The organism is Clostridium hydrogenum (assembly GCF_021432385.1).
Taxonomy (GTDB): domain Bacteria; phylum Bacillota; class Clostridia; order Clostridiales; family Clostridiaceae; genus Clostridium_S; species Clostridium_S hydrogenum.
In genome coordinates this window covers 1,274,483-1,289,401 of record NZ_JAEACT010000002.1, presented here as the reverse complement: position 1 = coordinate 1,289,401, position 14,919 = coordinate 1,274,483, and the positions used below count along the sequence as shown (strand labels likewise).

The 14,919-nt window shown below is 25.7% G+C and carries 11 protein-coding genes; all 11 read right to left on the bottom strand.

Annotated features, from left to right (window positions below; translation table 11 throughout):
* Positions 1–76: 76 nt before the first annotated feature.
* The gene (locus tag CUEA01_RS05680) at positions 77–643 is read right to left on the bottom strand and encodes a GNAT family N-acetyltransferase (RefSeq protein WP_234119744.1); all 567 of its coding nucleotides are present in this window, start codon (positions 641–643) and stop codon (positions 77–79) included.
* Entirely contained in the window at positions 640–1,617 is a 978-nt protein-coding gene (locus CUEA01_RS05675) for a hypothetical protein (protein ID WP_234119742.1), read from the bottom strand. The genes CUEA01_RS05680 and CUEA01_RS05675 overlap by 4 nt, the downstream gene beginning before the upstream one ends.
* 16 nt (positions 1,618–1,633) lie before the next feature.
* Positions 1,634–2,335 carry a WbqC family protein gene (locus CUEA01_RS05670; RefSeq protein ID WP_234119740.1) on the bottom strand — a complete coding sequence of 234 codons (702 nt, stop codon included), beginning with the start codon at positions 2,333–2,335 and terminating at the stop codon, positions 1,634–1,636.
* The gene (locus tag CUEA01_RS05665; RefSeq protein WP_234119738.1) at positions 2,332–3,411 is read right to left on the bottom strand and encodes a DegT/DnrJ/EryC1/StrS family aminotransferase; all 1,080 of its coding nucleotides are present in this window, start codon (positions 3,409–3,411) and stop codon (positions 2,332–2,334) included. The genes CUEA01_RS05670 and CUEA01_RS05665 overlap by 4 nt, the downstream gene beginning before the upstream one ends.
* 9 nt (positions 3,412–3,420) lie before the next feature.
* On the bottom strand, positions 3,421–4,980 hold the full coding sequence (locus CUEA01_RS05660) for a glycosyltransferase (RefSeq protein ID WP_234119736.1): 1,560 nt from the start codon (positions 4,978–4,980) through the stop codon (positions 3,421–3,423).
* A gap of 17 nt (positions 4,981–4,997) precedes the next feature.
* Positions 4,998–6,887 (bottom strand): tetratricopeptide repeat protein, encoded by a 1,890-nt coding sequence (locus tag CUEA01_RS05655; RefSeq protein ID WP_234119735.1) that lies wholly within the window; start codon positions 6,885–6,887, stop codon positions 4,998–5,000.
* Between the two features lie 223 nt (positions 6,888–7,110).
* Positions 7,111–8,727, bottom strand: a complete 1,617-nt coding sequence (locus tag CUEA01_RS05650; protein ID WP_234119733.1) for a glycosyltransferase — start codon at positions 8,725–8,727, stop codon at positions 7,111–7,113.
* A gap of 60 nt (positions 8,728–8,787) precedes the next feature.
* On the bottom strand, positions 8,788–10,089 hold the full coding sequence (locus tag CUEA01_RS05645; RefSeq protein WP_234119731.1) for a DUF1919 domain-containing protein: 1,302 nt from the start codon (positions 10,087–10,089) through the stop codon (positions 8,788–8,790).
* On the bottom strand, positions 10,058–11,185 hold the full coding sequence (locus CUEA01_RS05640; RefSeq protein ID WP_234119724.1) for an SDR family NAD(P)-dependent oxidoreductase: 1,128 nt from the start codon (positions 11,183–11,185) through the stop codon (positions 10,058–10,060). The genes CUEA01_RS05645 and CUEA01_RS05640 overlap by 32 nt, the downstream gene beginning before the upstream one ends.
* Before the next feature lie 66 nt (positions 11,186–11,251).
* Positions 11,252–12,877 carry a glycosyltransferase gene (locus CUEA01_RS05635; RefSeq protein WP_234119716.1) on the bottom strand — a complete coding sequence of 542 codons (1,626 nt, stop codon included), beginning with the start codon at positions 12,875–12,877 and terminating at the stop codon, positions 11,252–11,254.
* Positions 12,878–12,881: 4 nt separating this feature from the next.
* On the bottom strand, positions 12,882–14,570 hold the full coding sequence (locus CUEA01_RS05630) for a glycosyltransferase (RefSeq protein ID WP_234119713.1): 1,689 nt from the start codon (positions 14,568–14,570) through the stop codon (positions 12,882–12,884).
* Positions 14,571–14,919 lie beyond the last annotated feature (349 nt).

The following is a 14,919-nucleotide window of genomic DNA, read 5'->3' as shown; positions in this document are numbered from 1 at the left end:
ACTTTTTAACTTCTTCATCCATCATAACAACTTCTTCAAACTAAATTCTTAATGATTCATATTACTTTTATAATATTTATTTTTCATCTTCCCAGTATCTATTATCTTTTATTAATTCAAAGTATTCCTCATCTAATATTCCAACTAATATACTATCATAATATTTATTGTTTTTAAAAACATGCTTTTTCCTTACTCCTTCTTCCTTCCATCCACATCTCTTGCAATATAAATTCTTAGATTTCTCATTATATTCAACTATATCACCATCAAGTCTCTTAAGATTAAGCTCTTCAAAAGCGTATCTCATTACTGCCATAACAGTATCCGTTCCATATCCTTTACCCCTAAACTCTTTATTACTTATTTTAATACCATTAAATGCATTTCTATATTTCCAATCAATATTCCATAGTCCAGTCATTCCAATTACACCATCATGTTGTGTCTCTATCATCCACCTCAAAGTACTTTTATTTTTAATGGAATTTTCATACCATATTTGTTGTTCATATCTTGAAACAGGAAATGCCCATCCACCAACTAATCTCTCAACTTCTGGATCATTCATTACATCTCGTAAATTTTCTAAATCTTCTTTTTCTATTGCTCTTAATACAACTTTTTTTCCATAAATATTCATCTAAGACCTCCACAAATAAAATAATCTATATTTTTTATAATTATTTTCATATCATCAATGTTATATCTTTGATCAATTGGAATAGGAATTAAATTTTTTACTAATTTGTACTCAAAATATCCCCTACTCACTCTATTTAATACTTCTTTCCAATATGTAGCTATATAAATATTTTTTTTTATTAGAAACTCCCTCAGTCCATTTTTATTAATAAGAAAAGGATATACCATAGGAGCATCTAATTTTTGATTTTTTATATAAATTTCATTATATTTACACAAATTTTCATGTAAAAACATAAAATTATCATTTCTAATTTTTTTTATATTGTCGTAATTTATACTAGCCAAAACCCTTTTCGTTAGGTTTGACATAAATTTAATATCCTCATTACCTAATATTTTTTCATTTTCCTTAAAAATACTATAGCTATCTTTAGCGGTATCATTATCTATCCTTTTTAACATGTGCTGAAATCTTTTATAAGATTCATCTAAATCGATACTTTCTTCTAATTTTTTATCAGTATATAAATATCCACCATCTGAAACTCCAAAAAACTTTCTAGCAGAATAAAAAGTATCCTCATTTTTTATTGGTCTTTGAAAAAAGGCTTGTGTATTATCTATAATAACATTCTTATACGTATTTAACAAAAGTTTCACATTTTCTATATTGATGCCAAAATAATTAACATATAATAATGACTCATCGTTTTGTAAACTTTTATTAAAATTAGGTTTAAAATCTTGGTTTATGCTATAAAATTCATATATAATGTTTGATTTTTTTAATATCTGTATAACAGAATTACATATATAATATGGCAAATATACTTTTTTGTAATTTTTAGCTTTTAATATATATAGCAAACAATTTCTACCATTATTTAATTTTATCGCATTTTGATGGTACTCACCATTGTTACTTAACTCTAGCTCAAAAAAACCACCAATTTCTTTATTTTTATCCATTTTCAGCCTCTATCCTTTATGTTAATTCAAATTCATTTAATAATTCTTTTATTTCATCTTTAGAATTAAACATTAAAACATCTATTATAGAAAGATTATTAATAAATTCTTTTCCAAATTGATTGTACTTTACTTCTTTCATCTTTATAAAATTAAGTTGCACATCATTTTTTTCAAATTCAATCCTAGAATACAGTTTTATTCCACCTACGGCATTAATATACCAACTTGAATTTAAACATTTGTTTATATATATAAGTCTTTCTTGAGCTTTCAGCCCACTATGATTATCTATGTTTGATGATATAATAAAATTTGTTTTTATATTTGTATAATCACAAATTAATTTTATACTGTTGGAATTAAATTCAGAAACCTTTAAATTTGGATAATCAAAAATACATTTCACTAAATTATATGTTTCATCAAAATATGGTGCCTTTTTATATGCAAACTGCAACGTTTTTAAAAACTTCTCTTTTTGATATAAAAACTTGTCAGAATAATATCTCTCATTTATATTTTTATATGTACTATCATTTTTAACACTAATAGAAAAATAACTTTCCCGATCATTTACTTTGATCTTATTTCTATTAATCCATCCTCCTTTTATATATTGAACATCATCATATATCACAAATAAATCAACAAAATTAATCAATTGAAAGTATCCCAAGTAAGGAAACAAATAAGGTTGCATTATTCCAATCTTCATGTTAAACACTCCAAAACTAATTTTATAATTTTATACTGCGTCTTATTATCTAGTGAATCATACATTGGCAAACATAATATTGTTCTTGCAATGCTATTTGAAACTTTTAAATGTTCATTATTCAGATAATATAATGTATCTAACGATGGATAAAAATACCTTCGAGCATAAATATTATTTTTTTCTAAAGTCCTTTTCACTTTTAACAGCTTTTCTTCAGTCTCAAAAACAATGGGAAAATAGCTATAATTATAATTACAATTTAAATTATGTATCTGTAATTTCACATCATTTCTATTATAAAAAGCATTAGCATAAATTTCATAAACTGCTTTTCGATTTTTAAAAATTTCATCCATGCTGTTTAGCATACACAATCCCATTGCTGCCTGAAATTCGTTCATCTTGGCATTTATACCCAACTCATCAATTTTCTCAGGACCCTTTATTCCAAAATTTATCATCAATTTAGCTCTCTCATATAAATCATCATTATTTATTATTAATGCCCCACCTTCAATAGTATGAAAAACCTTAGTAGCATGAAAGCTTAATATTGATATATCACCATAATTGAGTATACTCTTTTCTTTATATTTTACTCCAAAGGCATGAGCTGCATCATATATTACCTTTAAATTATGTTTCCTTGAAATTTTTTGTATTTCCTCAACATCACACCCATTTCCAAAAACATGTACTGGAACAATAGCTGAAATTGTATTAGATATTTTACTTTCAATCTCAGCACAATCAATATTAAAACTATCTTTATTAATATCTACAAATACAGGTTTTAACCCTTCCCATACCATACTACTTGTAGTTGCTACAAAAGAAAACGGTGTAGTTATAACCCCATCTGATAAATTTAAAAGTTTGTATGCCACTTGTAATGCTAGTGTTCCATTAGAAACAAGTATTATATTTCTTACACCTAAATAATCTTTCAACTCTTTCTCCAATTGTTTTGCAAATTGTCCATTATTTGTAACCCAACCAGTTTCATATATCTTATCAATGTATTTCATATATATATTTTTATCAGGAAGATATGTTTTCGTTACGTTTATCATTTTAATCACTCATTTCAATTTAATATCTAATACTTTTTTAATCGCATAATTATAACATTCATACAATTTAATTTTTTGAGCTATTTTAAATTGACTACTCTTATCTTCATCGCTTAATATACATATAAATAAATATATCCATCTTGCAACAACTTGTTTATAATTTATCAACTTTTCATTATTGCTATATTCAATTATTAAGTTAAACCACTCCAATAATCCATTACATATAAGTTCTACCCTATTTTCATTTTGACCTTCATGTATTCTAAAATAACTTAAAGCTTCTGATATATAAACTGCATCTCCTTTCAATAATAAATTAATCCAAGAAGCTACATCAATTATTGATATATATTGTTTTCCTCTATAATTTCCAAATCCACAATCAGCAATATCTTTTTTTCTAAAAAGAACTGTGGTAGGCTCACCTACAATATTAGTCATTGAATGAAAAATCATCTGAATCAATTGATTTCCCTTTATAGTCCCCGTACTATCAAGCAATTTTTTAGTTGGTGCTATATCCTCTTTTTCATTACCGTCTTTATCGATTACTTTCCTATAAGATGTAACCAAAGAAATTTTTTTATTCTCAATAAAATAATTCATCATCTTTTTTATTTTATCTTTATGAAAAACATCATCATCCATAAGATAGTTAACAAATTCACCATTACTAAGTTTAAAACATTTCAAACCATTATTTACTCCATAATTACCAAGGGGACCACCATTGCTATAATATTTTATATTTTTATATTTTTCTATGTACGGTTTAATCACATTCTGTGTTTCATTATTAGTGCTATCATCACCAACTATTATTTCTATATTCTTATAACTTTGATTTATAGCACTTTCTAATGCAATCTTAAAATAATTTGGTCTATTATACGTAGCTATTAATATGCTAACAAGTGGAAAAATATCTTTAGAATATTCCTTTAAAAATATTTCATTATATTCTTCAAACTTATTTGGTATAACTTTGTATTTTTTATTTATTGTACACCAAGATTCATCTTGCCTGGGCACAACTATTTCATATCCTAATTTTATAAATTCTATACATTGTGCTGTATCATAAAAATACATATCATCAAATAATTCTTCTCTCCACCTTACATCATATTGTGTCGCCATAAACGCACTGCCAATGACTTTTACTTTTTTATATTCTTCTTTTATATTACGTTCTATAATTTCCTTTTTATTATTTTTTTCTACATAATAATATTTGCCATACTTATTCGTAGACTCTTGCCATATACCACTAGTTGGAATGGTCTCAGTTCCAATAATACCAAGCATGCCTATTTTTCTGTTTTCCAAAAAAATCTTAATTACATCAAATAATATATTTTTATTTTGAAAACTAACTAACTGGTTAATATAAATTTTATACTTAGCATCAGAAGAATTTAAAATTTCATTATAAGCTTTTGTAATATTATTTGTATTTGCAATACTTCTAATTTCAATTTCATATCCATCTGGTATAATGAGCTTACTTATCTCATTTTTCTGATTTGCATCAAAAATAATACATATTTTCTTATCATCCATTAAACATCCTCCACAATTCACCAAATTATATCTTCTTCTAAAATTTCAGCAAATTTTTTCGCACCTTTAATATTTAAATGCGATCCATCATAATAATCACTTTCATCAAATTTATCAGAATAAAAATAATCTAACATTTGAAATTTATATTTATTTTGAAGTTTATTTATAGAATTATAAAATCTGTTACTAGAATTACTATCATAATATTGTGTATACAATTTACTTGCAGGACACACTACGACTATTGGTTTAATATTTCTTTTGTATAAAAAATTTAAATACTCACCTAATATTTTTTCATTTTCTATAACTGTATCTGGAAAATTATTACTTGATTGTTTTTGTGCTAAATCTCTTTGATTTAAAATATCAGCTTCATTTATATTTCTTATAAAATCTTTAGCAAAAACATTATAGTGATAATAATTTATTGAATAAATTTGTTTATAAATTTGATGAAGCATCTTAATCCCTCTTACATTATCATAATTATGGGTTTTTTTTATTACTTCAATATATCTATGTAATATTCCAGCATTCTGTTTAGAGAGTGATAAATCATTTTCAAAGCTGTAATGACAAAGCGAAATTATTACATATTTCAAATTACTAATTGCTTTATTGAAATTCATTGCAAATTTTACTATTTCATAGTCAAAATATATGTCTTGGCTAGGCAGAGCAAAATTAAAAGTTTTCCTTTTCATAAAAGGAGGATAAAAACCAAATACCGCATAGGAAATCCCAGTAACCATTACTTCAATATCTTCACTTTGCATAAATTCTTTTATTAGATAATCAAATCCTTCAGGCTGCAGCTCATGCTCAACCTTGAAAGATAGTTTTAATTTACTTACAAATTCTTCAAATTGCATTTCAAAATTACTTTTATAATTAGAATAACACTGAAATTTGACTTGACAATTTTGTTCATAAACTCTAGATAAAACATTTTCCAATTCCTTATCTTTATAAAAAAATATACTTATTCTGTTATATATATTTAATTTATTAAAATTCAAACTAAGCTTAAATAAATTAATTATTTCTATTTTGGGTTCTATAACTATAATCCTATTATTTTCAGAAGTTTTTTCTGCTAGTGACAAAACATGATCTCCTAAGGCTAAACCAAAAATTAAAATAACTTCATCCCTTTCTATTGTGCCTAATTCATTTAAAAATTTATTTATTTCCTCCTCAACACTAGTTTTAATACCAACATAGCTTACTTCTTTGTCTTTTTTTATAGAAATTATTTTTTTATTATCATCGCTATCCTCTATATTAAAAACTTCAGTATTTTGCAAAATTACATTAGAAATTACAGCTATCAAACTTTTTTTTGAATCTTCTTCAGAAATATTATTATATAATCTTAATATTTCTTCAATGTTGTCACTTATATATTTCTTATCCCTATACTCAGTGAAATTTAAATTTTCAAGTTGATCATCATATCCTATATTATTTGCATTTTCTAATGCTTTTAATAAAATTTCTTGTAAAAAGCCAATCTTCCCATGATTAACTTCTTTTATTTGTGCAATTTTATTTTGTATTTCTATTTTCAAATTTTTGTCTGTACAATATAAATTAGCATATGTATATATGCCTTTAGCTTTAGTATATGCTTTTTTAACTTCATAAATATATGCCAAATTATATAGCAAATCAAAATTTTTAATATCTAGTATTAACCCTTTTACTAATATAATTTCAGCAGCTTCTAAGTCGTTTCGGAGTATTTTTACAATTGCTTTATAAGAATAAATATCTACATCATATCTAATTTTTTTTTCATACTCTTCTATAAGCATTTCTGCCTCTTTTATTTTTCCTTCATCTATGCACTTTTCAATATACTTTAAAATTTCATTTTTCAATTCTGACTTCTTACTCATACTTTGGCCATCCCCAATATCTTTTTTATAAATGTAAGTTTTTCTTTCAAAATCCTTCCTCTTCTCGCTCAGTATTGTAAATTAACCATTTTAAATTTCATAATTGTTTATCTCCACAGAAAATTTTGAAAAAATGTATTCTATAATTTTTACCGCATTACACATAATTCCTTATGGGCTACCCGAAAAAAATAACACCTACATTTTAACATACTCTTATAAATTATATTTCTATCTGTAATGTACTTTTTATTGCATTATCAAAACACTCATATAATTCTTTTAATGGCAACTTGCTTAAATCCTTTTCTTCAATAATGCTATCAAAAAGATATTGACTTTTTTTGATCCAATTTATCATATTATTTTTTTCAGCTTTTTTTGCTATATATCCAAGTTCAATAGAACTATTTATCAAATTATACCATTCAGTAGCACCTAATATTTTTACATAAAGTATCTCACTTCGCATTTCACCATGAAATCGCCTTTTACTCAAGGGATCTGGTATATATACAGCCTTGCCTTTTGATAATAATCCTAACCATGTGGCGATATCTAGATTGCAATAGTATATTCTTCCATAAAATTCTCCAAACATTTTGCCTTCTAAATCTTTTTTCTTAAAAAGCACACATGTTGGTTCTCCAATTAAATTTAACATATTCTCAAGAATAAAATTTCTAAAAATCTTACCATCTAGAATTGTTGGACTATCATTAAGCTTTTTAGTTTCAAGAATATCATCAAGCTCATTACCATCTTTATCCATAAGCTGACGATAAGATGTAACTAAAGTTATGTCATTAAATGCTATGTAATAATTCATCATCACACTTATCTTATCTTTTCTATACACATCGTCATCAATAAGATAATTTATATATTGTCCACAACTTAACCTTAAACACCTATTAAAGTTTTTGATAACACTATTATTTCTTTCACTGTTTTCAATTTCATTATTATCTACTTTTTCCTTACTATTTCTTCTATATTTTATACATGTATATCTTGCCATATATCGTTTAATCATATTCTCCACTTCATCGTTTGTACTATCATCACATATAATTACTTCTATATTTCTATAGGTTTGATTTAATACTGACTTTAAAGCTATTTCCAAAAATTTAGGTTTATTATAAGCTGGTATCAAAATACTAACTAATGGAAATATCTTTTTAGAATATTCATCAAGAAAAGCCTCTCTATATATATCATACTTTCCAGTAGTTTCTACCAAACCACAATCATGCATGCACCAAGGACTTTCTTGTTTTGGTACTACTATTTTATATCCTTTTAGTATATATTCAACACATTGAGATAGATCATAAAAATGCAACCCTGTAAAAATATCTTCTCTCCATTGTATATCTTGATTTGTTGCCAATAAAAAACCGTCAACACTTTTTACTTCAACATAATTTCCTTTTACTTCGTTAAATTTAAGAGGTTTCATTACGCCGGTATGATTTTCATAAACTGCACCAAATCTTTCAAAAGCCTCCTCCCACTTGGCATTTGTAGGAATAACTTTTGCTCCTGCCATACCAATTATTCCTATTTTTTTATCATCATTAAAAATTTTTATAATATCCTCAATAAAATTTTTATTTATGATAAATACATCTTGATGAAGATACACTTTATATTGAGCATCACTTGCTTTCATTGCCTCATTATATGCAGAAGCTATGCTTTTTGCATCTTTTATAGCTAACGTTTGTATTTGAAAACCTTTTGGTATATTTAAATTGTTTATGTATTTTAAGCATTCCCCATAAAACTCTGAATCATTAACACATGAAATAAAACATACTTTTTTATGATTCATTAATATTTCTCCTTTTACTGATGTTATAAACTTGATTATTTCTGGATTTATTCATTAATCTTATCCATTTATCAATCTGGACATATCAATATATTCCCACGATCTTAAATGACAATATTGTGAAAATGTTTTGTATTTTTCACAATCATATTTATCTTTTTGCCATCCACTTAAATACACACATGAGCTTAAATTATAATCCTCTGGTGTTAAAGCTATCTTATTTTTAAAATTCATGTTATCAAATTTAATAGCATCACTATAATTTTCAACATTTGCTTGAATTATAATATCTTCATAGTTTACTCTTTTTAATCTTCTATACCACTTATTCCGTGCCTCTTCTTCTGTTTTGCAATGTTGAAAATATATTTTCACATCACCTAAGAATGCAATTGGATATTCCTTATCTTCTTCCTTAATAAACTTCAACTTTAATTTGAAATAATATTTTAAATCGCCTACTAATTTTATAAAATCGCTTGTTTGTACATACGTCCATAGTAACGGTGATGAATATTCCATTCCACTCTTCTGATATAAATACCCTCCCCAACAATTATTCGAAATTATGGAAACATTTAAATTCTTAAATTGTAAATAGTATTCCAACTCAATTTTTTTAAGATTTAAATGCAATATACCGTATTCATCACTGGATATTTCTCTATTAATTAATTTAGGTATATCAATCTTAATTTCATTTTGTGAAAATATTGTTTTGGGATTATAATTTTCATTAATTAAAATTTCTCGTATTTTATCTTCCTTTATACTATCAATAACTATTACATCTATTTTGCAATTTTCTAACTCATACAAATATGTTTGCTTTCCTAAATTAATATTTTGTTTGTTATTTGTAAAATATAATTTATTAAACTTACTTTTTCCTATAGTCACTATTTCATAATAAACATTTGTAATATCATTAATAGAATTATCTATGACATCTTCTAACTTATTTTTATAGTTTTGAAATTCATTAATTAAATTTTCAAGTGATTTTTTGCTCATATTTTTATTTTCAAATGCTTCAACAATCTCTATCAATATATCTGCCATAAAATTTGAAGTTTCAAAAAATGCTTGTAAAAACCTATTAAACGTGTTAGCTTGCTTTATATCTTCATTTATTTCTACTACTAAATCAATTGTTTCATTAATAGGCTTAATCAGTTCATTATTAACTATGTCACTATTAAATGAAACATCATATTTGCATACTATTTCTATGAAAGAAACTTTTTCCTTCAATTTATTAAGTTTGTTCTTTAAATATTGTGAATACATATTCTCACCGCCCTCATACTTTTTATAACATTCAATTCTATATAAAAAGTCCTTTCTCTTTAAGCTCATTTTCGGCATTATCTGACAAATCTTTTGCTTGTTCATTTTGTGCCCAGTCAAGAAAATCCTTAATACCTGTTTCTATATCAAATCTAGGCTTATATCCAAGTATTTCTCTTGCCTTACTAATATCTGCATAGCAATGCCTTATATCCCCCATCCTATATCTTCCTGTTATTACAGGTGTTAGATTAGGATTAATATATTTTGTAAGTATCTTAGCTAATTCAAGAACTGTTGTACCTTTTCCATTCCCTATATTAAATATTTCATAGTTTGCTTTTTCACTTTCAAGGGCTAATACAGTTCCATTTACTACATCTTTAACATGAACAAAATCTCTGCTTTCTAATCCATCCTCATAAACTTGTATTGGTTTATTATTTCTAAGTCTTGATGTAAATATAGATAAAATTCCTGTATAAGGATTATTAAGTGATTGTAGTGGACCATACACATTTTGATATCTTACTATTGAACATGGTATTCCTAATGTCTTACCCATAGTCATACAAATTTCTTCTTGTGTTTTTTTACATATTGCATAAATAGATGATGTTTTTAACATAGATTTCTCATCCGTAGCACATAACTCTAATTTTTGCCCACACATTGGACAACTAATTTCCCATTTTCCCTGTTTTAAATTTTCAATTTTCCGAGATTCCGGATATATATTATCACCACATTTGGAACACTTATATTTTCCTTCTCCATATACAGCTCTTGAAGAAGATAATATTACCTTATTAACATGTTTTTTTTCATTAACCAATATATCCCAAAGCATAGAAGTTCCTTGAATTGTAACATCCGTATACCTTTGTATTTCATACATTGATTGTCCAACGCCTGTTTCAGCGGCCAAATGCACAATCTTATCAGCTTGTAAAACTGCTTTTTTTAAACTCTTTCTATCTCTAATGTCTGCTTTTATAAATGTTGTTTTCTCTTTCATCCAATTTGGAATTTGTTTATTTTCCCCATGAATCTGGGGACTTAAATTGTCATAAATAATAACATCATAATTTTTTTCTAATAATTTTTTACACAAATGAGTTCCAATAAAACCAGCTCCACCAGTAACCAAAATTCTTTCTTTCATTCAAACCTCTTCTTTCAATTTGTATTATCCTATTCTACCTAATATATAGAAAATTTAAGAATTAATTTATTTAGAAATATATGTTTTAGCCTTATCAAAACACTTATATAACTCTTTAATCGGCAATTTATTTAAATTATTTTGTTTTGAAATTAAATCAAATAAATATTTACTTCTTTTTAGCCACAATGAAATACTATATTTAGCCTCACTATCCTCTAAAATTCCCAAATTTAATGAACTTGATATTAAATAATACCATTCCATAGCACCCAAAATTTTGACCGACAACATCTCACTTCTCATTTCACCATGAAATCTCATTTTGCTTAACGGTTCAGATATATATACAGCTTTTCCCTTTGACAACAAACCTATCCATGTAGCAACATCCACAATACAATAATATAATCTTTCATCAAATTGTCCAAACATTTTTCCAGCCAAATCCTTTTTTCTAAAAAGTACTGTAGTTGGTTCCCCTATTGAATTAATCATACTTTTAAAGATAAAACTTTTTAAAATTTTTCCTTCAATCATGGCTGTTTTCTCACTAATTTTTTTAGTAGCCAAAATATCTTTAAGTCTATTCCCCTTTTCATCTATAATCTGACGACATGATGTAACTAAAGTTATATCGTCAAATGCTATATAATAATTCATCATCTCGCTTATTTTATCTTTCATATATACATCATCATCCATGAGATAATTTACATATTCCCCAGAACTTAAATTTAAGCATCTATTAAAGTTTTTTATAGCATTATTATTTCCTTCGCTATTCCTAAGTTTATCATCATCTTCTTTTAAAAATATGTCTTCTTTTTCTCTTATATTTCTTCTATATTTTATAAATGAATACTTATTTATATAAGGCTTAAGCATATTTTCTACTTCATCATTTGTACTATCATCACATATAACTATTTCTATATTTCTATAAGTTTGTTTTAAAACGGACTTAAGACCTATCTCTAAAAACTTAGGTTTATTATAAGCTGGTATCAAAATACTAACTAGTGGAAATATCTTTTTAGAGTATTCATCAAGAAAAGCCTCCCTATACACATCATACTTACCCGTAGTTTCTACAAATTCGCAATCATGTATGCACCAGGGATTTTCTTGCTTTGGTACCGCTATTTTGTAACCTTTTAGTGTAAATTCAACACATTGAGATACATCATAAAAATGCCATCCTATAAAAATATCTTCTCTCCATGTTATATCTTGATTTGTTACTAATAAAAAACCATCAACGCTTTTTACTTCTACATAATTTTCTTTTATTTCATCAAATTTAAGAGGTTTCATAACACCAGTATGATTTTCATAGACACAGCCGAATTTTTCAAATGCTTCCCACCACTTAGCACTTGTAGGAATAACTTTTGCTCCAACCATTCCAATTAGTCCTATTTTTTCATCACTATTAAAAATTTTTATAATATCTTCTATAAAATTCTTATTTATAATAAAAACATCTTGATGAAGATATACTTTATATTTAGCATCACTTGTTTTCATTGCTTTGTTATATGCAGAGGTTATACTTTCTGCATCACTTATTGCCAATGTTTCTACTTCAAATCCATTAGGTATATTCAAATTATTTATGTACTTTAAACATTCATCATAAAGTGCTGAATCATTAACACATGTAATAAAACATATTTTTTTTTGATTCATTTATTTATACTTCTCCTTTTAATTTTAATATAAATTCGTCTATTTCTGGATTTATACCCCTAATTTTTTCAAAATAAGTGAGTGATAACTTTTTCTCTCCAAGTTCATATAGAAAATACGCCAAATTATATATAACATCTGAGTTGTTAGTATTATATTCATAGGCAGCTTGAAAAAGTGGTATTACATTATCATAAAGACCCTTTTCATAACATTTAGCTGCAACAGAATTTAGTACTTCATCCTTTTTTATAATATCCTTTGCTGTGCTAAATAATATATCTTCTAAATTTATATGTGAAGCTTTTAAAAGTTCATATACTTTTTCTCTGCTTTCTTCTACTTCTATATTATTTTCTATTCTTCTTAATAAAAATTTAAGTTTACGCTGTAATTCATTGCTATTTCCCTTTTTTTCTATTTTATATGCCACTTTCTCACCCTCCATAGATTCATTTTCTATATTCTCACCACTGAAAATATATTCTTTTACTTCATTTTCATACTTAATAATCAAACCATCAATATTTTTATATTTTGCTTTAGTTAAGCTTTCTATGAGTTTTTCAGTAGTTACACAATATTTTTTGTCTTTAGCCAATGGTTTTAACTCTACAAATATTTTTCCATTATCGGCTAAAATTTTTTTCATTTTATATAAAATTTCATTATTTTCAATTCTATCTAGAAGTATATGATTTATAAAAATATAATCAAATTTAATATTACTAAAATAACCACATATTTCATCTATATTATATACATCTTCATTAAAAGCATCTACTAAAAAGTCTGCTTGTTCTAGCGCTTTTTTATTTGTATCTACACCATATAATTCTGCATTCTTATATTTATTTTTTAAATAAAGTAAAGTTGCTCCACATCCACATCCTATTTGAAGAACTTTAAACTTCTCATTTGGTGATTTATCCACTAATCCAATTAAATTTCTATTGAGTTCCATATTTTTAGCAGAGGTAAATCCCCATTTTTCTTTAAACTTCGCTTCATTATTTTTAAGCAATTTTGAATACCCTTTGTTTTCCTTAAAAGACGTTCCACCATAATGATGAATAAAAGTATCATTACATAACATTAATTTATATCCTGCTTCTCTTATTCTAATTGAATAATCATCATCTTCGTAATTACCAGGAGAAAAAATTTCGTCTAATAAGCCTATTTTTTTAATAACCTCTCTTTTTATAAGCATACAGAAACCTATAAGCTTTAATCTTCCCTCCCACTTATTAGAATCTGAAATATTGTAATTTGTAGCAAAACTTTGCATTTCCTCAATCGATCTATAATCTGTTTCTATTGTTTGATAATAAGGACAAGAGTTTGAAACAGAACTAACCGCGCCAATTTCATGTGAACTATAAAGACAAGTTGTTAAATTACTAAGCCAATTTTCTGTCACTACAACATCATTATTAAGTAAAAGAATGCTTTCTCCATTTGATATTTTTATTCCTTGATTACATCCTTTGGGGAACCCAAGATTTTTATCATTAAATATAGTTATTATATCCTTTTGGCTTTTAAGCCATTCTTTTGTACCATCATTAGAGCAATTATCAACTATTATTAATTCATAAGAGCTTTTTGCTGTATTATTTCTAATGCTTTCTATACACTGTTTTGTGTAATTAAGCTTGTTATATGTTAATATTATAATACTTGTAAGCATAGTAATTTCTCCTAAAGTAATTTTTTATCTGTTTAATTATATATTCATAGTATAATTATTATCGAAATTTGTACAATTATCTTTAATAGATAGGTAACTGTCATTCAAGAATCATCATCATATTTCCAATGTTTGATACGATTTTCATATTTACTATACAAAATATTTTACTGTACCACTATAGGAATAAAAACTATAAAAATATCCTTTACTATGATTTAATGTTATAACTAAAACCATAGTAAAGGATATTTTTATATGCTCCAGGTGTTTTAAAATAGTAGAAAAAGTCATTGCGTGATACTAACTTCGTCGCCTTATTCCATGGAATCTTTTATTAATTTATGGC

Bases quoted from the DNA above. Each gene is read 5' to 3' on its own strand.
- CUEA01_RS05640 (WP_234119724.1), bottom strand. From the start codon at position 11,185: ATGAAAGAAAGAATTTTGGTTACTGGTGGAGCTGGTTTTATTGGAACT.
- CUEA01_RS05635 (WP_234119716.1), bottom strand. From the start codon at position 12,877: ATGAATCAAAAAAAAATATGTTTTATTACATGTGTTAATGATTCAGCA.
- CUEA01_RS05630 (WP_234119713.1), bottom strand. From the start codon at position 14,570: ATGCTTACAAGTATTATAATATTAACATATAACAAGCTTAATTACACA.
- CUEA01_RS05655 (WP_234119735.1), bottom strand. From the start codon at position 6,887: ATGAGTAAGAAGTCAGAATTGAAAAATGAAATTTTAAAGTATATTGAA.
- CUEA01_RS05645 (WP_234119731.1), bottom strand. From the start codon at position 10,089: ATGAGCTTAAAGAGAAAGGACTTTTTATATAGAATTGAATGTTATAAA.
- CUEA01_RS05650 (WP_234119733.1), bottom strand. From the start codon at position 8,727: ATGAATCATAAAAAAGTATGTTTTATTTCATGTGTTAATGATTCAGAG.
- CUEA01_RS05660 (WP_234119736.1), bottom strand. From the start codon at position 4,980: ATGGATGATAAGAAAATATGTATTATTTTTGATGCAAATCAGAAAAAT.
- CUEA01_RS05675 (WP_234119742.1), bottom strand. From the start codon at position 1,617: ATGGATAAAAATAAAGAAATTGGTGGTTTTTTTGAGCTAGAGTTAAGT.
- CUEA01_RS05665 (WP_234119738.1), bottom strand. From the start codon at position 3,411: ATGATAAACGTAACGAAAACATATCTTCCTGATAAAAATATATATATG.
- CUEA01_RS05680 (WP_234119744.1), bottom strand. From the start codon at position 643: ATGAATATTTATGGAAAAAAAGTTGTATTAAGAGCAATAGAAAAAGAA.
- CUEA01_RS05670 (WP_234119740.1), bottom strand. From the start codon at position 2,335: ATGAAGATTGGAATAATGCAACCTTATTTGTTTCCTTACTTGGGATAC.